The organism is Allosphingosinicella sp., assembly GCF_036403745.1.
GTDB lineage: Bacteria > Pseudomonadota > Alphaproteobacteria > Sphingomonadales > Sphingomonadaceae > Allosphingosinicella.
This window is the reverse complement of sequence record NZ_DASWQI010000092.1, coordinates 108,218-134,806: the sequence shown is the minus strand read 5'-3', so window position 1 is coordinate 134,806 and position 26,589 is coordinate 108,218. Positions and strand designations below refer to the sequence as shown.

At 66.3% G+C, this 26,589-nt stretch carries 28 protein-coding genes; 9 read left to right on the top strand and 19 right to left on the bottom strand.

What is annotated here, in order from left to right:
* The 13 genes from VGC56_RS18045 to VGC56_RS17985 form a co-directional block, all read right to left on the bottom strand.
* Positions 1-729, bottom strand: a 729-nt coding sequence (locus VGC56_RS18045; protein WP_464127109.1) for a malate dehydrogenase, incomplete at its 3' end; no start/stop codon positions are given.
* A 265-nt stretch (positions 730-994) separates the two neighbouring features.
* Complete coding sequence (locus tag VGC56_RS18040; protein ID WP_464127108.1) at positions 995-1,285, bottom strand: hypothetical protein; 291 nt, start codon at positions 1,283-1,285, stop codon at positions 995-997.
* Entirely contained in the window at positions 1,285-1,614 is a 330-nt protein-coding gene (locus VGC56_RS18035) for a YbjQ family protein (protein ID WP_464127106.1), read from the bottom strand. The genes VGC56_RS18040 and VGC56_RS18035 overlap by 1 nt, the downstream gene beginning before the upstream one ends.
* Before the next feature lie 13 nt (positions 1,615-1,627).
* Positions 1,628-3,040, bottom strand: a complete 1,413-nt coding sequence (locus VGC56_RS18030; RefSeq protein WP_464127104.1) for a M20/M25/M40 family metallo-hydrolase — start codon at positions 3,038-3,040, stop codon at positions 1,628-1,630.
* A 56-nt stretch (positions 3,041-3,096) separates the two neighbouring features.
* Positions 3,097-4,209, bottom strand: coding sequence for a cell division protein ZapE (zapE, locus tag VGC56_RS18025; protein WP_464127103.1), 1,113 nt, complete (start codon positions 4,207-4,209; stop codon positions 3,097-3,099).
* Positions 4,206-4,673, bottom strand: a complete 468-nt coding sequence (locus VGC56_RS18020; RefSeq protein WP_464127101.1) for a PaaI family thioesterase — start codon at positions 4,671-4,673, stop codon at positions 4,206-4,208. Before VGC56_RS18020 ends, zapE begins: the two co-directional genes overlap by 4 nt.
* A gap of 88 nt (positions 4,674-4,761) precedes the next feature.
* A complete protein-coding gene (locus tag VGC56_RS18015) occupies positions 4,762-5,547 on the bottom strand; it encodes a succinate dehydrogenase iron-sulfur subunit (RefSeq protein WP_464127100.1) in 786 nt (261 codons plus the stop codon).
* 51 nt (positions 5,548-5,598) lie between these two features.
* The gene (locus VGC56_RS18010) at positions 5,599-6,615 is read right to left on the bottom strand and encodes a D-alanine--D-alanine ligase family protein (RefSeq protein WP_464127098.1); all 1,017 of its coding nucleotides are present in this window, start codon (positions 6,613-6,615) and stop codon (positions 5,599-5,601) included.
* A 74-nt stretch (positions 6,616-6,689) separates the two neighbouring features.
* On the bottom strand, positions 6,690-8,078 hold the full coding sequence (gene creD, locus VGC56_RS18005; RefSeq protein WP_464127096.1) for a cell envelope integrity protein CreD: 1,389 nt from the start codon (positions 8,076-8,078) through the stop codon (positions 6,690-6,692).
* A gap of 144 nt (positions 8,079-8,222) precedes the next feature.
* The gene (gene sdhA, locus VGC56_RS18000; RefSeq protein WP_464127095.1) at positions 8,223-10,031 is read right to left on the bottom strand and encodes a succinate dehydrogenase flavoprotein subunit; all 1,809 of its coding nucleotides are present in this window, start codon (positions 10,029-10,031) and stop codon (positions 8,223-8,225) included.
* A gap of 232 nt (positions 10,032-10,263) precedes the next feature.
* Positions 10,264-11,925 carry an ADP-ribosylglycohydrolase family protein gene (locus VGC56_RS17995; RefSeq protein ID WP_464127113.1) on the bottom strand — a complete coding sequence of 554 codons (1,662 nt, stop codon included), beginning with the start codon at positions 11,923-11,925 and terminating at the stop codon, positions 10,264-10,266.
* A 2-nt stretch (positions 11,926-11,927) separates the two neighbouring features.
* Complete coding sequence (locus VGC56_RS17990) at positions 11,928-12,440, bottom strand: DarT ssDNA thymidine ADP-ribosyltransferase family protein (RefSeq protein ID WP_464127093.1); 513 nt, start codon at positions 12,438-12,440, stop codon at positions 11,928-11,930.
* Between the two features lie 125 nt (positions 12,441-12,565).
* Positions 12,566-13,966, bottom strand: coding sequence for a UvrD-helicase domain-containing protein (locus VGC56_RS17985; protein WP_464127091.1), 1,401 nt, complete (start codon positions 13,964-13,966; stop codon positions 12,566-12,568).
* Between the two features lie 485 nt (positions 13,967-14,451).
* On the opposite strand from VGC56_RS17985, the gene VGC56_RS17980 reads away from it, so the two are divergent.
* The 3 genes from VGC56_RS17980 to VGC56_RS17970 all read left to right on the top strand — a co-directional run bounded on the left by VGC56_RS17980 (position 14,452) and on the right by VGC56_RS17970 (position 15,997).
* The gene (locus tag VGC56_RS17980; protein WP_464127118.1) at positions 14,452-15,078 is read left to right on the top strand and encodes a hypothetical protein; all 627 of its coding nucleotides are present in this window, start codon (positions 14,452-14,454) and stop codon (positions 15,076-15,078) included.
* A gap of 81 nt (positions 15,079-15,159) precedes the next feature.
* Positions 15,160-15,405 carry a hypothetical protein gene (locus VGC56_RS17975; protein ID WP_464127089.1) on the top strand — a complete coding sequence of 82 codons (246 nt, stop codon included), beginning with the start codon at positions 15,160-15,162 and terminating at the stop codon, positions 15,403-15,405.
* Positions 15,386-15,997 carry a zeta toxin family protein gene (locus VGC56_RS17970; protein WP_464127087.1) on the top strand — a complete coding sequence of 204 codons (612 nt, stop codon included), beginning with the start codon at positions 15,386-15,388 and terminating at the stop codon, positions 15,995-15,997. The genes VGC56_RS17975 and VGC56_RS17970 overlap by 20 nt, the downstream gene beginning before the upstream one ends.
* Before the next feature lie 73 nt (positions 15,998-16,070).
* On the opposite strand, the gene VGC56_RS17965 is transcribed toward VGC56_RS17970, so the two are convergent.
* A complete protein-coding gene (locus VGC56_RS17965) occupies positions 16,071-16,469 on the bottom strand; it encodes a hypothetical protein (protein WP_464127086.1) in 399 nt (132 codons plus the stop codon).
* Positions 16,470-16,628: 159 nt separating this feature from the next.
* Here VGC56_RS17965 and VGC56_RS17960 point away from each other — a divergent pair, with 159 nt between their 5' ends.
* Entirely contained in the window at positions 16,629-16,931 is a 303-nt protein-coding gene (locus VGC56_RS17960; RefSeq protein ID WP_464127084.1) for a hypothetical protein, read from the top strand.
* Between the two features lie 16 nt (positions 16,932-16,947).
* Here VGC56_RS17960 and VGC56_RS17955 read toward each other — a convergent pair whose 3' ends face one another.
* Complete coding sequence (locus VGC56_RS17955; protein WP_464127082.1) at positions 16,948-18,303, bottom strand: L,D-transpeptidase scaffold domain-containing protein; 1,356 nt, start codon at positions 18,301-18,303, stop codon at positions 16,948-16,950.
* Positions 18,304-18,353: 50 nt separating this feature from the next.
* Positions 18,354-18,839, bottom strand: a complete 486-nt coding sequence (locus VGC56_RS17950; RefSeq protein WP_464127080.1) for a hypothetical protein — start codon at positions 18,837-18,839, stop codon at positions 18,354-18,356.
* A 267-nt stretch (positions 18,840-19,106) separates the two neighbouring features.
* Between VGC56_RS17950 and VGC56_RS17945 the strand changes: the two genes are divergently transcribed.
* Positions 19,107-19,295 (top strand): hypothetical protein, encoded by a 189-nt coding sequence (locus VGC56_RS17945; protein ID WP_464127079.1) that lies wholly within the window; start codon positions 19,107-19,109, stop codon positions 19,293-19,295.
* 135 nt (positions 19,296-19,430) lie between these two features.
* Here VGC56_RS17945 and VGC56_RS17940 read toward each other — a convergent pair whose 3' ends face one another.
* A complete protein-coding gene (locus VGC56_RS17940) occupies positions 19,431-19,655 on the bottom strand; it encodes a hypothetical protein (protein ID WP_464127077.1) in 225 nt (74 codons plus the stop codon).
* 282 nt (positions 19,656-19,937) lie between these two features.
* On the opposite strand from VGC56_RS17940, the gene VGC56_RS17935 reads away from it, so the two are divergent.
* Both VGC56_RS17935 and VGC56_RS17930 read left to right on the top strand, forming a co-directional pair.
* The gene (locus VGC56_RS17935) at positions 19,938-21,476 is read left to right on the top strand and encodes a hypothetical protein (protein WP_464127075.1); all 1,539 of its coding nucleotides are present in this window, start codon (positions 19,938-19,940) and stop codon (positions 21,474-21,476) included.
* 509 nt (positions 21,477-21,985) lie between these two features.
* Positions 21,986-22,258 (top strand): hypothetical protein, encoded by a 273-nt coding sequence (locus VGC56_RS17930; RefSeq protein WP_464127074.1) that lies wholly within the window; start codon positions 21,986-21,988, stop codon positions 22,256-22,258.
* Here VGC56_RS17930 and VGC56_RS17925 read toward each other — a convergent pair.
* Positions 22,250-22,756 carry a hypothetical protein gene (locus VGC56_RS17925; protein WP_464127073.1) on the bottom strand — a complete coding sequence of 169 codons (507 nt, stop codon included), beginning with the start codon at positions 22,754-22,756 and terminating at the stop codon, positions 22,250-22,252. The two genes, VGC56_RS17930 and VGC56_RS17925, sit on opposite strands and share 9 nt — an antisense overlap.
* Positions 22,757-23,144: 388 nt before the next feature.
* Between VGC56_RS17925 and VGC56_RS17920 the strand changes: the two genes are divergently transcribed.
* Positions 23,145-24,152, top strand: coding sequence for a hypothetical protein (locus tag VGC56_RS17920; RefSeq protein WP_464127071.1), 1,008 nt, complete (start codon positions 23,145-23,147; stop codon positions 24,150-24,152).
* Positions 24,153-24,286: 134 nt separating this feature from the next.
* Positions 24,287-25,633 (top strand): DNA-packaging protein, encoded by a 1,347-nt coding sequence (locus VGC56_RS17915; RefSeq protein ID WP_464127070.1) that lies wholly within the window; start codon positions 24,287-24,289, stop codon positions 25,631-25,633.
* A gap of 12 nt (positions 25,634-25,645) precedes the next feature.
* On the opposite strand, the gene asd is transcribed toward VGC56_RS17915, so the two are convergent.
* The gene (asd, locus tag VGC56_RS17910; protein ID WP_464127068.1) at positions 25,646-26,497 is read right to left on the bottom strand and encodes an archaetidylserine decarboxylase; all 852 of its coding nucleotides are present in this window, start codon (positions 26,495-26,497) and stop codon (positions 25,646-25,648) included.
* Positions 26,498-26,589: the final 92 nt, after the last annotated feature.

Here is a 26,589-nt window from a genome sequence, read left to right as displayed (position 1 = left end):
GGCCATGGCGATCGCGCTCGTCGCCGGCGCGTAAAAGGCCGAGCCGGTCTTCAGCAAAGCAACAATCTCGCCGCCGCCGCCGCGCGTGCGCTTGACGATCTCATCGATCCGTTCGCTCGTCGACCAGCCCATCTTGATGAGGTCGGGGATGGGGATGCCGGCGACGGTCGAATATTCGACGATCGGCACCATCGTGTCGCCGTGGCCGCCCAGCACGAACGCGGTGACGTCCTCGACGCTGACGTTGAATTCCTCGGCAAGGAAGTGGCGGAAGCGCGCGCTGTCGAGCACGCCCGCCATGCCGACCACCATATGGTGGGGAAGGCCGGAAAATTCGCGCAGCGCCCAGACCATCGCGTCGAGCGGGTTGGTAATGCAGATCACGAACGCACTCGGGGCATGCTTGCGGATGCCCTCGCCGACCGCCTTCATCACCTTGAGGTTGATCCCCAGCAGGTCGTCGCGGCTCATGCCCGGCTTGCGCGCGATGCCGGCGGTGACGATGCAGACGTCCGCGCCGGCGATGTCGGCATAATCGTTGGTGCCGGTGATCCTGGCATCGAAGCCCTCGACCGGGCCGGCCTGCGAGATGTCGAGCGCCTTACCCTGCGGGATGCCTTCGGCGACGTCGACCATGACGATGTCGCCCATCTCCCGGAGGCCGGCGAGGTGGGCCAGCGTGCCGCCGATCATGCCGGCGCCGATGAGGGCGATTTTCTTCCGAGCCATGCGACTCCCAATCCTTTCCTGGTGCATCGGGGTCCGGCCGCGAGGACGCGGCCGCGAGACGTGGCGACCCCCTAGACCCGTCGCGCGGAGGGGGCAACCGGGTGGCGCGGGAAATTGGCGCTAAAGCTCCTCCCCGGAACGGGGAGGGGGACCATGCAGCATGGTGGAGGGGGGCCCTCCGCTTCCGCAGCGTGGGGCTCGGGGGCCCCTCCACCACGCCGCTTCGCGTCGCGGCCCCCCTCCCCGTCCCGGGGAGGAGCTAAGATTATGCCCCCGCCGGCGGCTCCTCGACGTAGCGGCGCTCGCCGCGGGCGTTGGACCAGACCTGGACGGGACGGCCGCTCTCCGGGTCGATGAAGCGCTCGCGGGTCGGCGTCATCGGCTCACGCGCCGTCTCACCAACGTGGGCGGAGTAACGCCTGCGCTCGAACACCAGCAGAGCGAGCAGCACGCCGAAGACGATGGGCGCGCCCCAGGGCGCATTGCCCTGCGCCGCGCCCCACAGGCAGAGGAGGAAGACGAGGCCGAATAAGCCGACGATGGCATTGCGCAGCATCAGCGCGCCTCCTCGGCGGCGATCTTCACCGCCGTCCCGTAGGCGACCACCTCGCTCATCGTCTGGCCGATCTCGCCGGAATCGAAGCGCATCATCACCACCGCGTCGGCGCCCATCAAGGTCGCATTCTGGACCAGCCGGTCGATGGCGTGGCGGCGCGTGTCCTCGACCAGCGAAGTATATTCCTTGATCTCGCCGCCGCCCAGGGAGCGGATCGTCGCGGCGATGTTGCCGCCGAGCCCCCGGCTCCGCACCACCACCCCGAACACCTGGCCCAGCGTCTCCGTCACCGTGTACCCCGGTAGATTCTCCGTCGTCGCAACGATCATCGCCCGCTCCCCTTCACTTGCCCGCCAGCATGGTCAGCATGTCCACCCAATGGTCGATATCCTCGTAGAACGCCTTTACCGGCAGCCTTTCGTCCCGCCCGTGAGCGCGCTCGTCGTCGGGGATGACGCCCCAGCTGCCGTCGACCCCATAGACCGGCATCCCAGCGACCCGGAACGGCCGCGCGTCGCTCGCGCCTGTGCTCATCTCGGGGATGATTGGTGCGTCCGGATGCCGCTTGTGGACGGCGGCCGTGTAGGCGGCGACCACGTCGGGCCGAAGCGGCGAGGCGAGCGACATGGCGGGATTGCCAGTCTGCTCGACCTTCACGCCCGGATCCCCCACCAAGCGCTCGATCTCGGCGCGGATCGCCGCCGGCTCCGTCCCCGGCATGATCCGGCAATTCACTGTCGCCCGCGCCAGCTGCGGCAAGGCGTTGTCGGCATGCCCGCCCTCGAGCCGCGTCGCAACGCAGCGGGTGCGGGTGAGCCCGACTTCGGTGGCCGACGCCTCGATATAGTCCGCCGCCTTGCCGTCGTTCGGATTGGCGAGCCACGCCCGCATCGCGTCCCCGAGCGCGCCCTTGTCGCCTTTCGCCCGCACGGTGAAATAGGCCCGCGTCGTCTCGTTCAGCATCGGCGTGAAGCGATAGCCTTCCAGCTTCTCGATCGCATGGGCGAGCTGGTAGATGGCGTTGTCCGGCCGCGGCTTGGAACTGTGGCCGCCCTTGTTGCGGACGGTCAGCGTGTACATCGCATAGGTCTTCTCCGCCGTCTGCAGCGTGAAGCCGAGCGGCCTTCCGTCCGGGGTGACCCCGCCGCCGCCGCCGTCGGAATTCAGCCCGAACTCGGCCTCCGTCCATTTGCGCCATTCCGTGGCGCCAAGCCGGGCGCCGTTGCCGCTCGTCTCCTCGTCGCCGGTGAAGAAGACGATGATGTCGCGGGTCGGCTGGAAACCGCTGGCCCGCAGCTTGAGCAAAGCGGTCGTGACCGCGCTTACGCCCTCCTTGATGTCGCTCGTCCCGCGGCCGTAAAAATAGCCGTCCTTCTCCTGGAACTTGAACGGATCGAGCCCCGGCGACCAATCCTCCGCCTTCGCCTCGACGACGTCCATGTGCGCCATCAGCAGGATCGGCTTCTTCCCCGAGGGCTTCGCCGCCGGCCACCGCACGATCAAAGCCGCAGTGTGGTCGCCGGGATCGCCGTCATAGGGGAGGACATGGATATCGGCCTCCGCCCAACCGGCGGCCTTATACTGGTCGGCGAGGTAGCGGGCGAGCTCCGGCACCTTGCCGCGCCCCTGCACGGTCGGGGTCTCGATCGCATGCTGGTAGATGGTCCGCGCCTTGGCCTGCCACTGGTCGGCAGGCTCGGCGGCAATGGCGGAAGTAGATAGCAGGGCAAGGCCCAAAGCAAGAGCGTGGCGCATTCGTCGAATTTCCCCCTCAGGAAGCGCGGGAAGCTGGACCCACGCGGGGGGTGGCGTCAACCTTCCTCGCCGTGGCCCTCGGCGAGATAGGCCTGCGACTGCATCTCGATGAGCCGCGAGACGGTGCGCTGAAACTCGAAGGCGCCGTCGCCGGCCGGATAGAGCGCCTGCGGCTCCGCATCCGCCGCGGCGAGGAGCTTGACCTTATGCTCGTAAAGCTCGTCGACGAGGGTGACGAAGCGCGCCGCCTCGTTCCTGTTCTCCGGCCCCATCACGGGGATGCCGACGAGGATGACGCTGTGATAGCGCCGCGCGATGGCGAGATAGTCCGCCGCCCCCCGCGCCTCGCCGCACAGCCGCTTGAACGAGAAGACGGCGACGCCCTTGAGGCTCTTGGGGACATGCAGGGTCCGCCCGCCGGGAACCGGGATATCCTCGGACGGGACCTTCTCGCGGTCCTCCACCGGATAGTCGGTCAGACGGAAGAAGGCCTCGCTCAGCGCCTTCGTCGCCGCAGGGCCGTTCGGCACGTACCAGGTCGGCATGCCGGCGAGGCGGTGGAGGCGGAAATCGGTGGGGCCGTTCAGCGCCACCACGTCCATCTCCCGCGCGATGAGGTCGATGAACGGCAGGAACAGCTCGCGGTTCAGCCCGCCGAGATAGAGGTCGCTTGGGGCGCGGTTCGAGGTGGCGATCACCGTCACCCCCTCCTCGAGCAGGTGCGCGAAGAGCCGCGACAGGATCATCGCGTCGGCGCTGTTGTTGATCACCATCTCGTCGAACGCGAGGAGGCGTGCCTCCGCGGCGATGGCTTCGGCAAGCGGCGGGATCGGGTCCCCCTCCTCCTTCAGCCGCTCGACCCGCAGCCGCTCGTGCACTTCGAGCATGAATTCGTGGAAATGGACCCGTCGCTTGCGCGGCTCCTCGATCGCCGCAAACGCAAGGTCCATCAGCATCGACTTGCCGCGCCCCACCCCGCCCCACAGATAGACCCCGCGCACCGGCTTCGGCGCCTGGCGGGCAAGCCGCGCGAGCAAGCCGCCCTTAGGCTTCTGCGCCAGCTCCCGCGCCAGCCGGTCGAGCACCGCCACCGCCCGCTCCTGGCCGGCGTCAGGGCGAAGCTCGCCCGCCGCCAGCAGGGCCCGGTACCGCTCCGTAACCAGGCTCACCGCGACGAAAGCTTCCTGAGCGTCCCCGACCAGGCGGCGACCGTCTCGCCCTCCTGCTCGACGAGGCCGCGCATCACCGCCATCCGCTTGCTCTCGCGGAGCAACTCGACGGTGCAGTCGAGCGGGACGCCGAGCCGGCCCGCCGAGAGAAACTGCGCCGACAGGTCCAGCGTCACCGACGGCCCGAGATCGGCGCCCGCCGCATAGCCGCCGGCGAACATCGCCATGTCGATGAAGGTCAGGATCGCGCCGCCATGAACGACGTCGCCGAGATTGCTCTGAGCCGTGTCCGGGAACATCCGGCAGCGGGCGCGGCCTTCCCCTTCCGGCCGCACGAGGAGCTTGCCGAGGGTCGAGTTGTAGCGGTCGCCGCCCGGCAGGTCCCACGTCCACCAGCCGGGGTGATCCGGGTCAGGTTCGTGGCGGATGAGGGGGTGGAGGCTGCGCTCGGTCATGCTCGTCATGCCAGCGAAGGCTGGCATCCCAGCGGGTGAAGGACGCCGGCGCCTTTCACCCGCTGGGGCCCCAGCCTTCGCTGGGGCGACGGGATGCTCAAACCGCCCGCTCCACGAGCAGCTTCTTGGTCTCGGCGATCGCCTTCGCCGGGTTCAGCCCCTTCGGGCAGACGTTCGCGCAGTTCATGATCGTGTGGCAGCGGTAGAGCCGGAACGGATCCTCCAGCTCGTCCAAACGCTCGCCGGTCAGCTCGTCGCGGCTGTCGGCGAGCCAGCGATAGGCCTGGAGGAGGATTGCCGGCCCCAGGAACTTGTCGGAATTCCACCAATAGCTCGGGCAGGAGGAGGAGCAGCAGGCGCACAGGATGCATTCGTAAAGGCCGTCCAGCTTCGCCCGGTCCTCCGGCGACTGCAGCCGCTCCTTGCCGGAGGGCGCCGGGGTCTTGGTCTTCAGCCACGGCTCGATCGAGGCATATTGGGCGAAGAAGTGGGTGAAGTCGGGCACCAGGTCCTTCACCACGTCCATGTGCGGCAGCGGGGTGATGCGGATCTCGCCCTTATAATCCTCGATCGCCGTGGTGCAGGCGAGGCCGTTCCTACCGTTGATGTTCATCGAGCAGGAGCCGCAAATCCCCTCGCGGCACGAGCGGCGGAAGGTGAGCGTCGGATCGACGTCGTTCTTGATCTTCAACAGGGCGTCGAGGATCATCGGCCCGGTTTGGTCGAGGTCCAGCTCGAACGTGTCGTAGCGCGGATTTTCCCCCGTGTCGGGATCGTAGCGATAGACCTTGAAGCGGCGCACGCGCCCGGCGCCGCCTTCGATCCGGTAGGTCTTGCCGCGGGACTGGATCCTGCTGTTCTTCGGGAGGCTGAACTCGGCCATTCTTTCTCGTCCTTCGTGTTGCCGCGGCGATAGCGGCTCGCGCCACCGGGCTCAACCGCCGAGCAGGCCGCTGCGACACAGGCTTTCGGCAAGGATGGTCTCGATGAGCTGCTCCTGGGAAAGGCCGGCAAGCTGCGCCGCCCGGCCATAGACCTTCTGCGACCACAAATTGGCATTGAGGTTGAGCTCGAGGAAGTTGAGCTCCCCCTTCTCCCGGTCGAGGCGGAACTCGTAGCGGCCATAATCGAACGGCCGGAATTCCTCGGCGATGCGGCGGGTAAGATCAGCGATCTCGGGCATCCAGCGCGCATCGTCGAACGGCACCAGCCGGTATTTCTGCCGCCGCTCGACGAGGTCCCGCTTCTCGTAATAGGTGCGCAGGTGGGTCGGGTCCGCCTGCTCGAACATCAGCATCGGCAGCACGACCGGCTCGCCGTCGACGGTGATCACCGGCACCTCGACGTCGCTGCCGGTCAGGAAGGGCTCGACGATCGCGTCATGGCCCTCGGCATGGATCGCGGCGATGGCCGCCTCGACCCCCGCCCAGTCGCGCGCGTCGCGCACGCCCCAGCTGGCGGATGACGCGTTCGGCTTGATCACCAGCCGCTCGCCCTCGGGACATTTCTCCTGGGTCACCGGCGCGCCGCGCCGGTAGATCGCCCAGGGCGCCGTCGGCAGCCCCCGCGCCGCCGCCGCCAGCTTCGAGAGATGCTTGTCGTCGGCGAGCCCCCTGAGGATTGGACTGGCGCCGAGGAACGGAATGCCGGCCCGCGTGCACAGCAGCGGCAGCATCATCTCCGAATTGAGGAAGCCGCCGCGGTTGAGGAGCGGAAAGACGAAGTCGACGTCGGGCTTGTCGAACAGCACGTCGTAGCTGTTGGCGACCTGCAGGTTCAGCCCCAGCCCGCGCAAAATCTCGCGCACCTCGACATGATAGAGGGCGTGGTTGCCGTCCTCCGGGTGCAGCCCCCCTTCCCACAGCGCATGCTTGGCGATGAACAGGATGCGCAGGCGCTTCTTCGCCTCGGCGGGGATGGTGAGGGTCGGAACGGCGGGGACGGCGGTCATGAGGCGGCCTTGCCGGAGGAGCGGGCGCGGCGGACATAATGCCGCCGCGCCCATTGGCCAAGCCGGTAAGAAGCCTAGGCCGCCGGGGCCGCCTCCGCTTCGGCCTGCGCGCGGCCGCCCCAGTTAAGGTTGCGCGTCAAATACATCACCGCCGCCAGCGCCGCGAACAGCATCAGCGCGCCGATCAGCAGCGAGTAGGCCTCGAGGCTGAGCAGGATGTAGAGGACGACGTAGAGTGCGGTGAGGAGGCCGAAGATCAGCCCCGCCCGCCGCCAGCTGCGCAGCACTGCCGCGGAATAGGCCGTTTCCAGCCCAACGATCGCCGCGCTCGCCACGACGTAGGCGGGGGTGAAGCCGATCACTTCGGCAAAGGCGAGGAGCAGCACGAAGAACAGGATGAGCGCCGCCCCGACCAGCAGATATTCGACTCCGGACACCCGCACCCCTCCGATCAGATCGAACAGGAGGAAGGCGAGGAAGGTGAAGCCGATGAACAGGAAGCCGTATTTGGCCGAGCGGTTGACCTGCGAATAAAGGTCGACCGGCTGGAGCAGGCTGACGCCGGCGCGGTGCGTTCCGCCGGCAAGCGCGTCCTGGTCGTCGGCAGGCCCCTTGCGCTCACCGGAGGGGCCGGTGGCGACCAGCGATTGGCCAAGCGCGAGGTTGCCGATCCGGTAGCGGGCATCGAAGCCCTGATCTCCGACGGTGCGCTCAGCGGGCAGGAACCCGCCCTGGAAGGAGGGGCTCGGCCAGCTGGAGCGCAGCCGCCAGAGCGTCTCGCCGGCGCTTGGCGCCAGAGACAGGCTGGCATTGCCGCGGACATTATAGTCGAAGGCAATTTCGAGCGGAGCGCCCGCCAGCGCGCCCGCATCGAGCCAGGCGAAGAAGCCGCCGCCGTTGGTGGCGGCGCTGCCGCCGCCCGGCTGCAGCCGCAGCGCCTGCCCCGCCGCCGCGATGTGGGGATTACCGGCAAGGCCCCGCGCATCGCTGACGCCGAAATGAAGCTCGGCCCGGTCCAGCGCCAGGTCCCCCGGCGCAACGCCGAAACGCGCGAGGTCCGCGGGCATGACGAAGCGCGCCTTGCCCCGCACCGCCGCCTCGTAAACGACGACCTCGTAGATCGAGCGCTTGCGGCGGTCCGGCCGCATGTCGGTCGAGAGCGCCACCGCCTCGGGCGAAAGCGTGAGATCCTGCCACACCTGATGGCTGCGCACGACCGGCTTGCCGCCCTCGGTGACATTCTCGGTGACGGTCGCCCGGTAAGGAATGACAAGCAGCGGGCCCGCAATCACCTGCGGACCGCCCCAGCCCTCGGCGATGCTCGCCTTGGCCTCCATCGACTGGTGCTCACGGTCGTAGACCATCAGCCAGACGGAAAAGAGCGGCATCGAGAGGAGGAGACCGATCAGGATGGTGAGCGCGAACTTCACCGACGGCGATCGATTGGCAGGCAATATGGTCATCTTGATCCTCCCGTTTCCGCCATGTGCGGCCATCGGGAGGGGGCCGGTCAAGGGGCGGCGGCGGACCTCACCGCGCCGCCACAGGGAGATGGAGGCGAATGACCTTCGCCTCTGCACACAAGCTGCACGGCCGCGGCCGCGGACTCAGTACACCCGCGCCTTGGGCTGGATGTACTGGATGTCGTCCGACAGCGTGTAGTCGTGGACCGGCCGGTAATCGATGCGGACGCCGCCGCCCTTGCCGCCCCAGCCGTCGAACCAGGAGACGGTGTGCTTCATCCAATTCGCGTCGTCGCGGTGGGGGAAATCCTCGTGCATGTGGGCGCCACGGCTTTCCTTGCGGTTGGCGGCCGAATGCATCGTCACCACCGCCTGACCGAGCAGATTGTCGAGCTCGAGGGTTTCGATGAGATCGGTGTTCCAGATCAGGGAGCGGTCGGTGACGGCGACGTCCTCCATCTGGCGGTAGACCTCGTCGATGCGGGTCTTGCCTTCGTCGAGCGTCGCCTCGGTGCGGAAGACGGCGCAATCGGCCTGCATGGTACGCTGCATGCGGTTGCGGATCTGCGCGGTCGGGCTGCCGCCCTTCGAAAAGCGGAAATGATCGAGGCGCGAGAGCGACAGCTCCTCCGAGCCCGGCGGCAGCGGCTTCTGCGCCGCATTGGGCTTCAAGATGTCGCCGACGCGATGGCCGACCGCCCGCCCGAACACGACGAGGTCGATCAGGCTGTTGGAGCCGAGACGGTTCGCCCCGTGCACCGATACGCAGGCCGCCTCGCCCACCGCGAACAGCCCCGGCACCACCGCGTCCGGATTGCCGTCCCTGAGCGTCACCACCTCGCCATGATAATTGGTCGGGATGCCGCCCATGTTGTAATGGACCGTCGGCACCACCGGCAGCGGCTGCCGCGTCAGGTCGACGCCCGCGAAAATCTTCCCCGTCTCCGTGATCCCCGGGAGGCGTTCGGCTAGGATCTTGGGGTCGATATGGTCGAGGTGGAGGTAGATGTGGTCCTTGTCCTTGCCGACGCCCCGGCCCTCGCGGATCTCCATCGCCATCGAGCGTGAGACGACGTCGCGCGACGCCAGGTCCTTCGCCGAAGGGGCATAGCGCTCCATGAACCGCTCGCCTTCCGAATTGGTCAGATACCCCCCCTCGCCGCGCGCCCCTTCCGTGATCAGCACGCCGGCGCCATAAATCCCGGTCGGGTGGAACTGGACGAACTCCATGTCCTGCAACGGCAGCCCGGCGCGCAACACCATCGCATTGCCGTCGCCCGTGCAGGTATGCGCCGACGTCGCGGAAAAGTAAGCGCGCCCATAGCCCCCCGTCGCCAGCACCACCGCCTGCGAAGCGAAGCGGTGCACCGACCCGTCCTCCATGCAAAGCGCCACCACCCCCCGGCACGCCCCGTCCGCGTCCATGATGAGATCGAGCGCAAAATATTCGATGAAGAAGTCCGCGTCATACTTCAAAGACTGCTGGTAGAGCGCATGCAGCATCGCATGCCCGGTCCGGTCCGCCGCCGCGCAGGTCCGCTGCGCCGGCGGCCCCGCCCCCATATTCTGCATCATGCCGCCAAACGCGCGCTGGTAGATCTTGCCCTCGGGCGTGCGCGAAAACGGCACCCCGGCATGCTCGAGCTCGTAGACCGCCGCCGGCGCCTCGCGCACCAGATACTCGATCGCGTCCTGGTCGCCGAGCCAGTCCGACCCCTTGACGGTGTCGTACATATGCCACTGCCAATGGTCCGGCCCCATATTGCCCAGCGACGCGGCAATCCCCCCCTGCGCCGCGACCGTATGCGAGCGGGTCGGGAACACCTTGGTGATGCACGCCGTCTTGAGCCCCTGCTCCGCCGCCCCCATCGTCGCCCGCAACCCCGACCCGCCCGCCCCCACGACGACGACGTCGTAGCTATGGTCGATGATCTTGTAGGCTTTGCTGGCCATGGTGATCCCCATGAAGTGGTGCTGTTTGGGGGCCCCGGGTGAGGGGCACCCCGCTTGGCCGCGCTTCTAGCCCTCGCGCGGGGGGATGCAAGGGTGGGGGGCCTTTGATTGGTTCAGGCGCTGGGCGCGGAGGTTTGAGCGGCCGGGCGTGGGCAGTTCTGGCCGACGACAGATGGGGCTTGCGCGCCGACGGCACCAATAGTGACTCAGCCGGCACCGAAGCTTTTCAAGATCAATTCCTGCGTCGTTTGGAACGCGCTTCATACGCAGTTAGGATGTTCGCGGTGAGAGCTATGCCCCGCTCGACAAAATCGGTTCCGCCGCGGTCGACCTGCTGCAAGAGCGCCTGACCGATAAGCTCGGGAGAAAACCCTTGGCTGATGATGCTCTGCAGCACGTCATTGAGCGTTTGATTCTCCAGGCTGTTGGGGGGCTCTCCCCTTCGCGGCGCCGCCTGCGAGCCAACTTGACCGAACAGGTCTCGAAGCTTGCCAGGCGGGTGCGGCGAGGGCCGGTCCTCAGTCTTCTCCTCCTGCCGGTGAGCCGCGGCTCGTGCCGGGTTGATCGGGTTCGGTCTCGATCGAACGCGTGCTAGGATCGTTTGACCGAACGAAAGGCGACACCAAACTATTCGATCACTGCCGATCTCCTTTATCTCAGACCCATCTACGGGTTCGAGTGCACTCAACCCGTTCAGCCACAGTTGCCCGTCGAGTAGTCCCACTGCATCAACAGCCGCACGTGCCGGTTTCCAAGTCCGCAGGTCCGGATAGCGGAAAGAAACGCTCTTTCCCCCTTGAGCGACAGTTGACAGTCGACGGGCTTCGGACTGGATGTACTCTTTATCCTGCACGGTCCCTTCGCATTCCCGGTCCGTGCAGGCTCCAATGATCGCGGCGGCCATCGTAGCGATCGAGTCAGTGTCCGACCCTAATACGTTTACGAGAGTGAGCAGGGCCTGCTTAGGATCCGAAACATCGGCAAGTAGGGCGGCAAATGCTGCGAGCATTGCCGTCTTCGTGCCAGATCCTCGTGACGCAGGCTCTATTGCGCCGACCGCATCTACGGCTCTTGGGTAGATGTCAGCTAGCTTTCGTCCGTGGAGCGCTTCTAAAGCTGTGAGCTCGCCGGACATCTCCGTAAGGACCTGTGCCACCCCTTCTCTGAACTTAATTTTACTGGCCTCTTCCCAGGCACCAAGCCAGAAAAGACGAAGGTCGCCGTCGTTCTCAACTATTTTCGGCACTGACCGGAGGTCTTCAATGATCTGCCGAAGTTCTGGCATCGTCGCGGGCCGGCCTGCATCCAGTGCAAAAGCTAGAGTAAGAGCATGGAAGCAGGCTCCGAGAATCCCGCGGGGGTGACCGTGGGTACACACAGAGTTCCGCACTACGTCGAGAAGAATGGCTCCTGTTTCGGAAAGGTCCCGTGCTGCCCAGACGTGCGGCTGAACGCGCATAGCCGCCCCGTTTCCACCGGCGCTCACATAGGATGCTCGCTTGCTGTCGAAAAAATTTGAATACCAGGTGGCTGACGTCCGCGCGAGGTTCGAAGCTGCCTCCTTCGACCCCGCACCGGCACCCAACGCGTAGTTCGCCCATGCCGGAAGCTCCACCTTAGCGAAGGCGGCAACATCGAAAGTCCCATCTGCGCGTATTGCACGCGAGGTCGATAGCCGCAGCTGGGTATCGTCCGAATACGAGCCCGCCGGAAGATCGATGCTCACGCCGTTGTAACCGCCAACCTTCCGCTTCCACGCCACCGTCTCGCGCACTTCCTCCGCTCCGATGCGGTATTGCACGCGTCCCGAGTCGGCGAGCTCCGTTATGAAGCCAAGGGCGTCGCCATATGCCGCCCACTCCGCCGATAATCTGATTTGTGTTTCCCGACCCATGCTCATACTGGCCGGTAATCGAACTTCTCAGGTGCGACTATCACGTCGATCTCCCGGTGAAATGTGGCCTTCAGGAACCCTACGGTTTCCGATTGATCAGCAGCCGTCCGCACATATATCCGCTGGAGGTGCTCGGTCGATAGGGATGCTGGATAGAGAGCTTCGGCCTGGAAGCAAGTCGGATAGGAGGCTGGGGTAGCCGCAGTCCGCGCGACCGTGTTCCCGGCCCAACGTACAACCCGATTAGCGAAGATGCGCTGCAGACCGGCCTCACCCACGCCACGCTGTACAGAAGTGTAGATATTGTTAGTTGTAGCGAATACCACCTCGTTATGGGTTAGGACAATCGGATCAAACGCTAATATACACCAGAATATTGGCTCATCCCGATGCCACTTATTTGCACTGATTCGATAGAACTCGGTATTTATATGCTCTAAAGATAGACTGACATGATCAAGATAAGCCAGATCTCGCCGAAGTTCGGCGTTGGCAGCGAATAGGTAGCGCACCATTTCATCGTCCTGCAGCCGCGCGCGAGACAGCAGTGTTCTTGTATATAGCGTTCCAAGGCATCCGTGGTTCGTCGTGAAGTGCACTACCTCTCGGATGCTCCTCGCCCTAATGATATCAGCGATGCTCACACCTGTATCCTGTCCACAACGCCCGGCGGAATGGTGCCTAACAGCGGCAGGTCCTCACCTGGCTTTGTACCAAGCACTACCGTCTGTCGCGCCCGCCCCACTCCCATCGCGACGAGCCTTCGGTGCGCCTCATAACGATCATCATCCGGCGCATTGCCGTAGGCTGCGTGATCCTTCGCGAGGCCAATCATAAAAACATGATCGAACTCTAACCCCTTGGCACTGTGAAACGTGCATAGGCCGACATTCGCTGGGCCCTCAGGCCACTCAGTCGCGCCCTGTAACTCGCAATAGGGGAAGCCCTGGGCGGCAAGCGCGTCTCGGACATCGTCAAACCAGCCTCCTCCTTTGAGGTGGAGGAAACCGACCGTCTCGTTGGTTAGGTCAATTTGATGAAGGCGAGCGAGCGCGTAATCTAGCTGCTTCCCGAATTTGCCTAGAAGCAAGGTAGGGACCGGCCCATCTCTTGCACAGGCTGCGGGATCGGGGAGGCTGCCATCATCGTCTATCGCGAGCCCATTGGCAATTGAGGCGGCCAAGGACGCTATCTGACGAGTGTTCCGATAGTTTACGGTCAGTCGGAAGCTCCGACCGGGAGCAATCACGATGCCAGCCTCGGCCCAAGGTGTGCCGCGCGGATAAATGCGCTGTGCGGAGTCCGTCACGATGGTAATTGTCGCACTGGCGGAGGCATGTCGGATAACTGCCCGCAGCTGGTTCGCCGACAAATCCTGGGCCTCGTCCACGACGATGACGTCGTATCGGAAAGTCGGGTCTGCTGACATCATAGCGATAGCGACATCGTTGAAGTCCCGCGCACCGTTGACACGCTTCCAATCCAAATACGGCTGAACCACCTCGTCCAGCAATTGGCGACGGACGGCACGGGGCATCGCGGGCGAAGAGCCACGCCCCGTTCGCTCGATAGTGAGGTACTCCGTCAGCCGATCCGGGGGCAATCTCCCGAGCAGATACTCCACTTCGTCGATGACGAACCCGTTATCGCGCGGAAACGCGGCGGCTACACGAGCAAGCTGCCCCCTAGCGGCATTGACCTTGTTCACGTTGCCCCACCCGAGGGTGTCCAAGGCCCATTTGTCGAACGTTAAGATGAACAGCCGCACGTCGTCCGCGTAGTCTGCCATCTCATCTTCTGCGACAGCGGTGATGTAGCTGCGGAGGGAGTTGTTATATGTCAGAACCAAGACATTTACAGGCAGAAGGTCGTCGTTTCGCAGCTGATTCACGGCCGCTCCGGTTGCGGCGCGCAGCGCTAAGAGCGCTGTCGTCGTCTTGCCGCTCCCGGCCGCGCCGCGAATTAGGGATGCTCCAGCCTGTATGCGCCTCACCACCGAAATTTGCTGGGGTGTTGGATGCACCCGTCTAAGTACCTGCATATTCTAAATCACTCCTGGCCAGCGCGTTTAGGCGCTGATCATCATATTTACTATAATTAACCTCTCCACCGGGTAGCCTGTCGTTTCGCGGTAGGTTGAGGCATGGGTCGCCGCTTGGAAATCGATCAGCGACGTGCGCTATCGAGCGCCTTTCTGACGAGCTGTCTCATCGCCTCCGGCTTGGAGGGTTTGGGTTCGGATTGCTGCGCGATCCATCCGTCGAGGTCCGCATCCAGATCGGGGTGAATCCGAACCCCAATCGTGCGTCCCCTGCCCGTCGCCGGCCGGCCCATCTTCTTTTTTTCGCGCTCAGCTATTGCAACGGTCCTGACATTTGGCTAGCACAAATCCTAAGTCGAACCGGAGCAAGGCTGCCACCTCGCTCCGGCTCTGACCAATCAACGCCTTGTGAAGGAGGCGAAGGATGGCTGCTGCGCAGCTTAATGGAAGCATGAACGAAGGGCTAGGCGCGGCAAAGCCGCGCCATGACGTCGGACGAGCTCGCGCGGCTCGACGCCACCCGCCTCGCCGGCCGGGCGTTCGCCGACTGGGACCCCATCGAAGTGGTACTTCGACGGGAACCCTCCCTTCGCTGCTCACGATTGCTGCGCAATCCCTACGCTGCTCAAGGGCGGCTCAGCTGGAGGCGAAGGATGGCTGCTGCCGAGCATAAGCTGTCGCGGCGCGCGGTGCTAGGCGCGGCTGTCGCGTTGCCGGTTCTCATGGACAAGGGCGGCGCTGGGCCCCCTCCACCGGCTTTCAGCCGGTCCCCCTCCCCGTCCCGGGGAGGACCTGCAGCATCCTGGCAGCGCGCGCTCTCCGCCTACCGCGCCGCCGAGGCGGAGATGCGGGCGTTCGAACTGCGAACGGCGGGAGCGCCGTGGGAGGAGCAGGCGGCGATCGAGGAGGCTTACGGCGATCGGCTCGATGCGATGTACGACGCGCTGCGGCGGCTGATGCGGCTGCGCGCGCCCGACTTGTCGGCGCTGGCGACGAAGATCGTGCTCGCGGTGGACCATGAGGTGGCGACGCTGGCGGGCGGCGAGGCGTGCATGGCGACTCTCAAGCGGGACGCGATGCGGCTGGCGCGCGTTGAGGGACGCGCGCGCTGAGGCGGGAGTGCTGCACCGTTTGGCGAGCAGCGCTTCTCTTGGCGCGCCGGCGCGTTATATTGGCTGGGACGGAGGCGCGTTATGGCGAAGGTAGTGATTACCAAGATGGCAGGGAAAACCGCCCGCGCGATCGGTGCGAAGAGTACCGGCGTCGTCCTCAAGCGTGTTAGCAAGGACGGCCGCATCACGTCCGTACGCACCCTCGACGCGGACAGCGAAACGTTTGGCAAGGACTTCACCTGGACCTTCGGCGCCAACGTCAAGAAGGCGCGCGAGGAGAACAAGCGGATCATCGGCGCGCCCGACCGTGGCCCCGCAGAAGGCTGATCAGCCGGTCTTCCTGATCATTGCCGGCCCGAACGGCTCGGGCAAGAGCAGCTCGTATCGTGACACGCAGATCGAGGAATCCGGCCGCACCATCTGGATCGTCAATCCGGACCTGCTGACGCTCAGAATCCACGAGGTGGAGGCGCTCGGCCTGGACGAGGCCAACGGCGCCGCCGTACGCCGGATCGAGGCGTGGCTTGATACCTCGATGGACGTCCACAAAAGCGTTGGCGTCGAAACGGTGCTGTCGACGCCCAAATACCGCCGCCTCGTCACGAAGGCCAAGGGCCTCGGGTTTCTGATCTGGCTGGTCTACGTCGTCCTCGACACCCCGGCGCGCAATATCGAGCGGGTGAGGATGCGCGTTCGCAAGGGCGGTCATGACGTTCCGGAGGAAAAGGTGCGCGCTCGCTATACGCGTTCTCTGGAGCAACTTCCGTGGTTCCTCGACCAAGCCGATGCCGCCTGGATCTACGACAATAGCGGCAACGAGCCGAAGCGGATCGGCGAGAAGTCCGATGGGGTTGTCACCCTCGACGAAAGTGCGCTGGCTGCGGTGGTGGCTGCCGTTCGGTCCATCGAGACTGAGTGAGTGTTCGTCTCAACTCGACAGGCTCCGCGCGGGAAGCAGACGCCACTGAATCGGGCGCCGGCGCCGCCCGGCGTCACCGCCGCCCCGCCTGCGGCTCCTTCCGGCTGAAGATGTACGAAATCCGCCCCGCATACAGCACCAGCCGCTGCGGATGCGGCATCCGGTCCAGCCGCAGCTTCAGCGCCGGGCGGGTGCCGTCGATTTCGAAGCCCTGGTCCTCGACGGCGCCGACATAATAGACCGGGAGGAGGTAGGGGCCGGCGGCGTCGCGCTGGATCGTGTAGTGGACGCGCTGGCTGTCGTTGAGCGCGAGCTTGCCGCTCTCGAGGCGGACGGTGCCGCAGCAATCGTTGGCGAAGACGCCGTTCTCGGCGCCGTCGGTGCCGCGGGGCCAGAGGAGCCAGGCGGCGAGCGCGGCGGCCGCGAGCGCGGCGACGGCGATGGCGGCGATGATCCAGCGCTTCGTGTCCATGCCGCCTCCCCCCTTTGCGCAGCTTAGGCGCGGGCGGCGGGGATGCAAGGGTGGCGGCGCGTGGGCGGCCGGCCTGGACCTTGAAGTGAGCCTGATTCACGCTTTCGGCGGGAGCGCGTGGCGCTTCCACCTCTAACGATCAGGCTCTAGGCTCGCCCGATGGAGCTGATCGACGCCGCGATCGACGTGGTGCTGCACTTCTGGCCGCTGACGCTCGTCCCGGCGCTGCTGCTGCTCCTCGTCAAGCCGATCGCCCGCATCCTGGCCTTCGCGGCGGGGCTCCTCTTCTTCGCCGGCGCCCTTTTCGTTCCCGTCAGCGGGGCGGACAACCCGATGGTGATGCTCCCCTTCTTCGGGCTGCCGCTGTCGGTGGCGGCGGTGCTGGCGGAGGCGGTCCTGCGGGCGGCGCGGCTGGTGCGGAAGCGGCGCTCCGCAGGCGGGGGGGCCGGTCCGGGGCGGTGACGGGAGGGCTCCTCCCCTAGCCCGCCCTCCGGCTCTCCAGCAGGGCGATGAGGCGGGGGTCGCGGCCGTAGGCGTCGGGCTGGCGGGCGATGGTGCCGGCCGAGGGCAAGGCGGTGAAATAGGCGATGTAGACCGGCACCGGGGCGGGGAGATCGACGCGCTGCTCGGGCGCGGCGGTCGCGGCGGCGGTGACGTCGCGGCCGTTGAACAGCCAGCGCGCCAGCCGCCGCGCATCCTCCACCCGGACGCAGCCGGAGCTGCGGCGGCGGTCGGCGAGGGCGAAGAGCTGCCGGTCGGGCGTGTCGTGAAGGTAGATGCCGAGCTGGTTGGGGAACATGAACTTGACGCGGCCCATCATGTTGCGGCCGCCGGGCAATTGGCGGACGTGCGGGCGGTCGATCCCGGCGGCGATGGCGCTCCAGTCGGCCAGCGCGGCGTCGAGCGGCTCGGGATGGTCCGACCAGTCGGAGACCAGTTCGAGCCGCTCGCGCTTCAGATAGTCCGCGTCGCCGGCGAGGATCCGCGGCGCGATCTTGTCGCGGACGAGATCGGGGGGGACGTTCCAATAGGGGTTCACCACGGCGAAGCGGACGAGCGCGGCCATGGACGGCGTCGCCATCGCGCGCTTGCCGACCACCACCTTCATCGTGTCGACCGCGCGGCCCTTTTCGTAGAGCCAGAGGCGGGCGCCGGCGGTGTCGACGAGGATGAAGCGGGGGCCGGGATCGGCGGGGATCGCCCGCGCCCGCTCCATGTTGGCGCGGATCAGGCGGGCCTGCTCGGCATCGCCGGCCGCCGCGGCGAGGGCGGTGCGCAGGCCCTCATAGACGGGGTTCATGTGCCGCACCGCCTGGAGGTGGGCGGCGAGCGAGGGGGCGCGGGCGGCCTCGTCCAGAAGCTGCGCCGGCCCCAGGCGCGCCGGCGCGGCGCCGGGATCGACGAAGACGGTCTGCGCCGCCTCGGACGGCTGGTGGAGGTCCCGCACATAGGCGGCGAAGGCCTGGGAGAGGCGCCATTCGGCCTGGGCCAGGGCTTCGGCATTGCCGCCGCGCGCGGCCGCCATCGCGTGTTGGAGGTCGGCGAGGCGGTAGCGGGCGGGCGGGAGGTTGTCGCTGTCGGCCTGCGCCAGGATGGCGGCGAGCTGGCGCGCCTCGGGGCGCAGGGTGCCGGCTTCGACCCATAATGGCCGGAAGCCGCGGGCGCGGTAGAAGCCGGTCAGGTCGCCCGCCGGCAGGACGCGGGCCAGGGCCGCTTCGACGCCTGTCGAGGCGGGCGCGTGGGCGGCCGTCCCGCCGCCGCACGCCGTCAGCCCGGCCAGAGACGCGGCGAGGCAGCCGGCGAGGACCATCGCCCTCGCCGGCCGCCGGCACATAGTGCTTTCGGACTCTCCCGGACCTCGAAAGACCCGGGAGACGAGACCGGTCAGCCGCGCTCTCCGGCGGAGACATAGCCGCCGCCGCCGCCGCCAGCGCCACCACCGCCAGCACCGCCACCGGTGCCGCCGCTCATGCCGGCACCGCCGGACATGTCGCCGCCGCCGCCGGTGCCGCCGTCGCCGCCGCCGGAGGTGCCGCCGGTGCCGCCATAACTGCCGCCGGACGTCCCGCCGGACATCGACCCGCTGCCGCTGGTGCCGCCATAGGACCCGCCGGTGCCGCTGGTGCCGCTGCCGGACATGCCGGTGCCGCCACCGGACATGTCGCTGCCGGTGCCGCCGCCGCCGGTGCCGCCATAGCCGCTACCGGTGCCGCCCGATCCGCCGGTACCGCCCGACCCCATGGTCGAGCCGGCGCTGCCGCCGGTGGTGCCGCCCGATGTCCCGCCGCCGCCGCTGCCGGTCTGGGCGATCGCCACGGACGCGAGGAGCGCGGCGGAAGCCGCGCCAACGAATAGAATATTACGCCTCATAAATATCTCCTTCGGCTCAAGCCAAGCAGTCAAAGCCGAAGGCGGCATTGCGTTCCTTCAAGCTGATCGTGGTTAAGCAGAAGACAAAGATAGCTATAACGGAGGTGTAATTAATCTATTTATACGAACCAGGTTGATGCGTTGCTGCAACAGCCGCCAAGAACGTGACAGATCTTAGCCTGAGTTAAGAGGGTCCATGAGCCCATCTTCGCGCGTCCGCGTTTTCGCGGCGCTGGGCCAGCAACCTTCTCGCAGAGGATCCACCACATGAGCCGTACCCCTATCCTGAGGCACCTTCTCACCACGACCATCGCCTGCGGGTCCTTCGCGGGTCTCACCCCCGCCTTCGCGCAGGACGCGACCAACCAGCCGGGAACGCAGCGCCCCGGCACCGAGCAGAGCACCAGCACCGGACCCGAGGCCGGCACGCCCGCCCCGTTCCGCGAGAAGATATAGGAGATCCGCCCCGCATACAGCACCAGCCGGTTCGGGTGGGGCATCCCGTCGAGGCGGAGCTTGAGGGGCGGGCGGGTGCCGTCGGCTTCGAAGCCCTGGTCCTCGACGGCGCCCGACATAATAAGCCGGGAGGAGTTAGGCGCCGGCGGGGTCGCGGGCGATCGTGTAGTGGACTTTCTGGCTGTCGTTGAGCGCCAGCGTGCCGCTCTCGAGGCGGACCGTGCCGCAGCAATCGTTGGCGAAGGCGCCGTTCTCGGCGCCGTCGGTGCCGCGGTGGGCGAGGAGGAGCCAGGCGGCGAGCGCGGCGGCCGCGAGGACGGCGCCTGCGATGGCGGCGATGATCCAGCGCTTTGCGTCCATGCCGCCTCCCCCTTTTGCCAGCTTAGGCGGCGGGGCGGGGGATGCAAGGCTAGGGTTAAGAGGCTGGCCGCGCAGCTAATCCCGCGCCCTCGATGCGGAGGAGCGGTGCGGGGCGAGGTCGCGCTGGGTGACTGCTGCGATCTGCTGCTAGGTCGGGCGTTTCAGACCTGCGCGACATTGGCACGAAAGGATGCGCAAGCTATCTGCGAGTCTAGTCTTTCGCGTCAGGAATGTCCGAACGTGCCCCGCCCCATAATCGATCTTGGTGAATGGGCGGAGGACATGTTCTCCAGCCTTTGCTCTCGCGCCGGCGCAACTCGGAACAAGGCCGTTCAGGACCGCACCGGATGGGACTATCTCGTAGAATTTCCTCCGCCGGTAATCGAGGGCATTCCTGCCGACCTCGCTCCGGTGGAAGCTGCCGCACGGGTGCAGATAAAGTCGAAACGAAGCGGGAAGCCTACAGTAAGGCTGTCTCTGAGCAATGCTCTCCGCTTTGCCAAGGACCCACTGCCGTGCTTTGTCGTTTTATTCCTCGCGGCGGGTGGCCATGAGCCTGTCCGAATCTATGTTAAACATTTCTGGAGCCATGAAATAGGACATGCACTGAAGCGCGCGCGGGAGGCACACGCCGATGATCAGAGGCAACTGCACAAGCTTTCATTAGTGCTTAGTTTTTCAGCAGAAGATGAACATACCGACGATCTGATCGCATGGATGAAAGCCATCGCGTTGGGCTTCGGTGACCGTTACGTCGAAGCCAAGGGGCGCCTCGTGCGCACGCTTGGATTTGAAGAGGGGTCGATCCACGGCAACATTCAGTTTTCAGGGGAAGACTTGGAGGCGTTCGTGGACCATCAGATCGGCTTAAGGCCGACCGCTCCGCGTCTGAACGTCACAATCCGGCAACGGCGGTTTGGTATCGATGCAGGCCAACCGATATTCGAGGGCGAGCCTGATGTAGCGCATCTCCGACCCGATCCGCAGCCGTGTCGCATACGAGTTCGCGGAGAAACCGGACGTGATGTTTGGCTCGAAGGATCCCTCTTGGTCCCCGCTGTGCTCCCTTACCCCCATGAGCTCTGGAAATTCCGCATCACGGCGGATTTCGTGGAGATCGTCGGCGCGGCTTCAGGTGACGGCACCATGACATTTCACCTGAATGGTCCAGAGCGACGATCCATCAGCAGCTTTCGGGCATTGAGCGATGTTCTGACGGTCGCGGAAGCGGGGCCCCTTGATCTGCAGGTCAGCTACGACGGAGCACCAATGCTGGCCTTCAGAGCTGAGATGTCGCCGACGGACATCGACCTCGACGCCCAGCAGCTCTCAAACGTCATCACGTGTTTGGAAAAAGCCTCGGCTGGTTTATTACCAGCCGAATTAACACTGTCACTCGATGACTTACTGACCTCGTGGAACGATATCGTTCACTTCAACGGGCTTGTTGCCGGTACAGACATGAAGGGCAAGTTCACCCTTGCTGAGGAGATCCCGTCGTGCGACGCAAAGGCGTCTTACGTAATACTATACGACTACCTAGACGTGGGTGAATGGACATTCATGGCGGTGGTTCGGCGTCAACTCATCCAATTTGAGATTAAAGGCCGTTTCGGCAAACTGGCCTGCGGAGAGCCGCGCGTTTTAGAAGCAGCAGTACGGAAGGGCAAAGGCGCTGATCACCTAGACGAGCTACTCGAACTCTACTCCGCCGCGCGTACCTCTTCCGGCAATGGTGTGCTGGAATTTTACGGCGGTGACTACCGCGCGATGCGCCAAGGAAACACAGAAAGCCCTCTCATCCTCTACACAGCAGATTAGGCCGGAGCAGCTTTAGCGGGCAGCCCAAACCTCCTCTAGCATTGATACCTTCGAAGCCACTCATTTCCGCGCCGCCAGCCCGATCCTCACTAGCCGGCGCATTGCCTCCGGTTTCGAAGGCTTTGGCTCAGGCTGCTCGGCCATCCAGGCTTCAAGTTCAGCTTCGAGGTTTGGATGTACGCGCACGCCAATCGTGCGCCCCTTCCCGGTTGCCGGCCGTCCTACCTTCTTTTTTTGACGCTCAGCTATTGCAGCGGTCCTCAGTTTAGGCTAGCACAAATGCAGACTCGAACCGGAGCAAGGCAGCCACCTCGCCCCGGCTCTGACCACGCAACGCCTTGTTGAGGAGGCGAAGGATGGCTGCTGCCGAGCATAAGCTGTCGCGGCGCGCACTGCTAGGCGCGGCTGTCGCATTGCCAGTTGCCGGCGCGGCGTCCCCTCTCCTGCACCCACTGACAGAGAGCCCGTGGCATCGTGCCCTCGCCGACTATCGGGCCGCTGAGACGGAGATGCGGGCCTTTGAAGGGCGGACCGCCGGCGCACCCTGGGAGCAGCAGGCGGCGATCGAGGAGGCTTACGGCGACCGGCTCGACGCGATGTACGACGCGCTCCGGCGGCTAATGCGCCTCCGGGCGCCGGACCTGCCGGCGCTGGCGACGAAGATCGTCCTAGCGGTCGATCACGAGGTAGCGACGCTCACCGGGGGCGAGGCGTGCATGGCGACACTGAAGGGGGATGCGCTGCGGCTGACGCTTCCGCAGCAGAGAGCGATTTCAGACTGAACCCCAAGGCAACTTCTCGGGCCAACGCGCCCAACGCCTGACCCGGCGCGACTTATTGAGCGCGTCTGTCATTCCCTTCGCTAGTGCAGTCATATGCCGCATCTCCCGCAGGTGGCATTCGGCCGAATAACAGGCGCGGAACGCCTCCCACAGCGCCTCCTGCTTCGCAGCGGTATCTAGGTTTGCTCTGACGTACTCACGTTCGAACCACGCCAAGATTCGCGGTGCCGACCAATAGAGAACCGGTAGTATCACAAGTGAAACGATCGCATAAATCCAGATCGCGGAGTCGTCCACCCGTCTCTGCGCATCGACAGCTCCGAGCACCAGCCCGAAAAACGAGACTATGACGGCTGCGATACCAGCAAGCGCAACTAAACTGTAGAGGCCACGCAACTTCCTCAAGCCCGGCGATGATTCATAAACGTAGTTCGAGAATACCAGTTCTACGTCCGGCCCTTTGAGCGCATCATTTTCGGGTCGCAGGTCCCTGTACATACGCGTTAATAGGCGCCGATGGCTGCTCCGGAATCGAAATTCGACCGCTGCCGCCACTGCGTTGAGGGCGAAGGCGAGTTGAACGATCGAAGCACAAGATCCGAGTGTGGCCACGGCGCCCCCAGCCTAGACTTGTAAACTGGCGTAACATGAAAAGCTACCGGTAGCGTGATAGGCACAAAACCCCTTGACAGCGTGACGCTCGTTCGGTAAATGTTCTCATACTCCCCAGAGGTGGCTCTGGTGGGGATCGAAGGTCGCTTTGCCTCTGGGCGGGCGGCCTTTTTTCGTGGCGCCGTGGGGCGGTTTTTGGGGTTCGCGGATTTTTTTGCGGGCGTGTTCGCGGCGCGTTTCGGCGGACTTTCAACACAGACATTGGGAGGCGGATATGGGCAGCGGGCGGGTGCGCGCGCGGGCTTCGGTTGCGCTCGGCGGGAGCGCGGCGGCGAAGCGGGCGCGGGTCAGGTGGAGTGTTGAGCTCGGGGAGCGGTTCCTCGCGCTGGTGCGCGAGAGCGGGAACGCGCGGGTGGCGGCGGCGGCGCTCGGGGCGCCGCATGCGTTCAACAACAAGATGAAGCGAGATGCCGGGTTTCGGGCGCGGGTGATGGCGGCGGTGGCGGAGGCGGATGCGCGGCTCGCCGGGGCGGAGAGTGCGTTTCTCCCCGACGGCGGCGGCAGCGAAGAGCCCCCTCCACCATGCTTCGCCCCGCGGCTGCCGTGCAGCCGGTTCCGGCTCTCGGCAGTCCCCCGGACTGCCGACCCGCCTACACCCCCCTCGCCGTCCCGGGGAGGAGCTGAGGCGGAGCCTTCCTCCTGCCGTGCGAACAACCTCGGCGGGTTCCTGCGGCCGGGGCGGAAGCGGGCGCAGGTGCGGCCGGAGCCGGTGATCCGGCGCAATTCGCGGGGGCGGTACCAGGTGACGTTTGCGCGGGACGGCCATTGGACCGCGGACATCGAGGCGGACTTTCTGGCGCGGCTCGCGGCAAGCGGGAATTTCGATGCGTCGGCGAAGGCGGTGGGGTTTGCGCCGGCGTCGGTTCACGAGCGGGTGCGCAAGTGGGCGGCGTTCAAGGAAGCGTGCGACGAGGCGCTGGAGGCGGCCGACGCGCGGCTCGGCTACCGGCTCGTCGCCCACGCCCACGCGCTGCTGCGGCCGCCGGGCGAGGCGCTGCCCGAGGGCGAGGAGGAGGTGCCGTTCGATCCCAAGGCGGCGATGCAGATCCTCGGCTTCCTCGATGCGCGGAAAAGCGGGCGGACGCGGCGGGGGCCGCGCACCGGACCGCCGGACCGCAGCTTCGACGAGGCGGTGGAAAGCGTGCTCGCGAAGATCGAGGCGATCGAGAAGCATGACGCGCTGATTGCGAGAGAGGCGGCTGAGAAGGAGGCGGGGGAATGAGCGGGAGGGCTGGGATCGGGGACACTCGTATACGAAAGTCCACCTGCGGGGGTTCTCGCGGAGGATTTCGCGGCCGCGCTTGGCGGCGGTGGTGCCGGCGGTGGCGGGGTTCGTACCGGCGCGGCGAGATCGAGGTGAAGGGATCGGCCGATCCGGCGGCGCTGCTGGCGAAGTTGAAGGCGCTGCCGGCGGAGGAGCGGCGCACGTCGCTGCGGGCGGCCGGCGAGGTGGCGGCGCGAGCGGTCAACGAAGGCTGGCCGTTGTGGGTGCGCACCGGGCAGCGGCCGACGCGCGAGGACTGGACCGTGTGGGTGCTGATGGCGGGGCGCGGCTTCGGCAAGACGCGGGCCGGAGCGGAATGGGTGCTGGCCAAGGCGCGGGAGGTGCCGGAGGCGAAGATCGCGCTGGTCGCGGCGACGCCCGGGGAGGCGCGGCAGGTGATGATCGAGGGGCGCAGCGGGCTCCTCGCCTGCGCGCGCTCGGGCGAGGAGCGGCGGCAGATGCGGTGGGCGCCAGGGCTTGGGCGGCTGACCTTCGCGAGCGGGGCGGAGGCGTTCGTCTATTCGGGGGCGGACGGGGAGAGTTTGCGGGGGCCGGAGCATCATTTCGCCTGGTGCGACGAGCTGGCGAAATGGCGGCGGGCGCAGGCTGCGTGGGACAATCTGATGCTCGGGCTGCGCGCGGGGACGCAGCCGCAGGCGGTGGTGACGACGACGCCGCGCTCGGTGCCGGCGCTGAAGGCGGTGCTGGCGATGGGCGACGGTCTGGTCGAGGAAACCGGCGGGCGGACGCGCGACAATCCGCATGTCGCCCCGCTGTTCGTCGCGACGATGGAGCGGCTGCATGGCGGGACGCGGCTGGGGCGGCAGGAGCTGGACGGAGTATTGATCGAGGACCTGGAGGGGGCGCTGTTTTCGCGGGCGCTGCTGGAGAGAGCGAGGCAAGGCGGACCTTTGCCTCGGGAAGGATTTACGCGGGTGGTGATTGGGGTGGACCCGCCTGCCACGGCCGCGGGGGACGAATGCGGGATCGTGGTGTGCGGGCGCACCGGCTCAGGGCTGGAGGCGGTCGGCTTCGTGCTCGAGGATGCCAGCGCCGGCGGCCTGTCGCCGGAGCAATGGGCGCGGCGGGTGGCAGCAGTGGCCGAACGGTGGCGGGCGGACCGGATCGTCGCGGAAGGCAATCAGGGCGGCGAGATGGTCGAGGCGGTGCTGCGCGGGGCCGGGGTGCGGCTGCCGGTCAAGCGCGTGCATGCGACGGTGAACAAGGTGCGGCGGGCGGAGCCGGTGGCGGCGTTGTTCGAGGGCGGCGAGGCGAAGCTGGCGGGGCGGTTTCCAAAGCTTGAGGATCAGCTGGCGGGCCTGCTCGTCGGCGGCGACTATGAGGGCAAGGGCTCGCCCGACCGGGCGGACGCCCTGGTGTGGGCGATGAGCGAACTCATGCTGACGAAACGGGCCGAGCCGCGAATCCGGTTCCTCTAGGCGCCAGAAAGCTCAGGCGGGGCGGTTGCCCATCGCCTCGCCGAGGCGGACCGGGCGTTCGGGGGCCCAGGCGGGATTGAACTTTATGGCGCCCTTTTCGAACAGCATGACGATCGTCGAGCCGAGGAGGAACCGGCCCATTTCCTCGCCCTTCTTGAGGTCGATGGCCTGGTCGTCGTAGCGCCAATCCGAGACCCGGCCCGTCCGCTTGCTATTGACGATTCCGTGCCAGACGGTCGCCATGCTGCCGACGATGGTGGCGCCGACCAGCACCATCACGAAGGTGCCGTGCTGGGGGGACTCGAACACGCAGACGACGCGCTCGTTGCGGGCGAACAGGTTCGGGACGCCGCGCGCGGTGACCGGGTTCACCGAGAACAGGGTGCCGGGCACGTAGACCATGCGCGTGAGGCGGCCGTCGCAGGGCATGTGCAGGCGGTGGTAGTCGCGCGGGGACAAATAGAGGTTGGCGAAGCTGCCGTGACGGAAGCGGCCGGCCAGCTCCGCATCGCCGCCGACGAGGGCGGTGGTGGTGAAAAGATGGCCCTTCGCCTGCAGCATGTGATGGTCGTCGATGGCGCCGAACTGGCTGATCGCGCCGTCCACCGGCGAGACGAAATCGGCGTCCGCCAGCGGGCGCGCCCCTGCCCGCAGCGGCCGCGAGAAGAAATCGTTGAAGCTCGCATAGCCGGCCACGTCCGGATCGTGGGCCTCGCTCATGTCGACGCCGTACTTGCCCACGAACCAGCGGATCAGCCGCGTCGTCATCGCCCCGCCGCGGGCGCGGGCGACGCGCCCGGCGAGGCCGGTCAGGCTCCGCTTCGGCAGCAGGTGCTGGACGAGGACTTTCAAGCCGTCGGACATCAAGCCTCCCGCTCGGTCATGCCATTGCAATTGTCGATGAACCGTGCGGCGCAGCGGGCGTTCCCGCAGCGGCGCGACCGGCGGCGGTTCCC

Excerpts from the sequence above, each read along its gene's own strand:
- VGC56_RS18040 (WP_464127108.1), bottom strand. The coding sequence starts at position 1,285 with ATGCTGCGCAATGCCATCGTCGGCTTATTCGGCCTCGTCTTCCTCCTC.
- VGC56_RS18035 (WP_464127106.1), bottom strand. The coding sequence starts at position 1,614 with ATGATCGTTGCGACGACGGAGAATCTACCGGGGTACACGGTGACGGAG.
- VGC56_RS18030 (WP_464127104.1), bottom strand. The coding sequence starts at position 3,040 with ATGCGCCACGCTCTTGCTTTGGGCCTTGCCCTGCTATCTACTTCCGCC.
- VGC56_RS18020 (WP_464127101.1), bottom strand. The coding sequence starts at position 4,673 with ATGACGAGCATGACCGAGCGCAGCCTCCACCCCCTCATCCGCCACGAA.
- VGC56_RS18015 (WP_464127100.1), bottom strand. The coding sequence starts at position 5,547 with ATGGCCGAGTTCAGCCTCCCGAAGAACAGCAGGATCCAGTCCCGCGGC.
- VGC56_RS18010 (WP_464127098.1), bottom strand. The coding sequence starts at position 6,615 with ATGACCGCCGTCCCCGCCGTTCCGACCCTCACCATCCCCGCCGAGGCG.
- creD (WP_464127096.1), bottom strand. The coding sequence starts at position 8,078 with ATGACCATATTGCCTGCCAATCGATCGCCGTCGGTGAAGTTCGCGCTC.
- sdhA (WP_464127095.1), bottom strand. The coding sequence starts at position 10,031 with ATGGCCAGCAAAGCCTACAAGATCATCGACCATAGCTACGACGTCGTC.
- VGC56_RS17995 (WP_464127113.1), bottom strand. The coding sequence starts at position 11,925 with ATGGGTCGGGAAACACAAATCAGATTATCGGCGGAGTGGGCGGCATAT.
- VGC56_RS17990 (WP_464127093.1), bottom strand. The coding sequence starts at position 12,440 with ATGGTGCGCTACCTATTCGCTGCCAACGCCGAACTTCGGCGAGATCTG.
- VGC56_RS17985 (WP_464127091.1), bottom strand. The coding sequence starts at position 13,966 with ATGCAGGTACTTAGACGGGTGCATCCAACACCCCAGCAAATTTCGGTG.
- VGC56_RS17980 (WP_464127118.1), top strand. The coding sequence starts at position 14,452 with ATGACGTCGGACGAGCTCGCGCGGCTCGACGCCACCCGCCTCGCCGGC.
- VGC56_RS17975 (WP_464127089.1), top strand. The coding sequence starts at position 15,160 with ATGGCGAAGGTAGTGATTACCAAGATGGCAGGGAAAACCGCCCGCGCG.
- VGC56_RS17965 (WP_464127086.1), bottom strand. The coding sequence starts at position 16,469 with ATGGACACGAAGCGCTGGATCATCGCCGCCATCGCCGTCGCCGCGCTC.
- VGC56_RS17960 (WP_464127084.1), top strand. The coding sequence starts at position 16,629 with ATGGAGCTGATCGACGCCGCGATCGACGTGGTGCTGCACTTCTGGCCG.
- VGC56_RS17955 (WP_464127082.1), bottom strand. The coding sequence starts at position 18,303 with ATGTGCCGGCGGCCGGCGAGGGCGATGGTCCTCGCCGGCTGCCTCGCC.
- VGC56_RS17950 (WP_464127080.1), bottom strand. The coding sequence starts at position 18,839 with ATGAGGCGTAATATTCTATTCGTTGGCGCGGCTTCCGCCGCGCTCCTC.
- VGC56_RS17945 (WP_464127079.1), top strand. The coding sequence starts at position 19,107 with ATGAGCCGTACCCCTATCCTGAGGCACCTTCTCACCACGACCATCGCC.
- VGC56_RS17940 (WP_464127077.1), bottom strand. The coding sequence starts at position 19,655 with ATGGACGCAAAGCGCTGGATCATCGCCGCCATCGCAGGCGCCGTCCTC.
- VGC56_RS17935 (WP_464127075.1), top strand. The coding sequence starts at position 19,938 with ATGTTCTCCAGCCTTTGCTCTCGCGCCGGCGCAACTCGGAACAAGGCC.
- VGC56_RS17930 (WP_464127074.1), top strand. The coding sequence starts at position 21,986 with ATGCGGGCCTTTGAAGGGCGGACCGCCGGCGCACCCTGGGAGCAGCAG.
- VGC56_RS17925 (WP_464127073.1), bottom strand. The coding sequence starts at position 22,756 with ATGTACAGGGACCTGCGACCCGAAAATGATGCGCTCAAAGGGCCGGAC.
- VGC56_RS17920 (WP_464127071.1), top strand. The coding sequence starts at position 23,145 with ATGGGCAGCGGGCGGGTGCGCGCGCGGGCTTCGGTTGCGCTCGGCGGG.
- asd (WP_464127068.1), bottom strand. The coding sequence starts at position 26,497 with ATGTCCGACGGCTTGAAAGTCCTCGTCCAGCACCTGCTGCCGAAGCGG.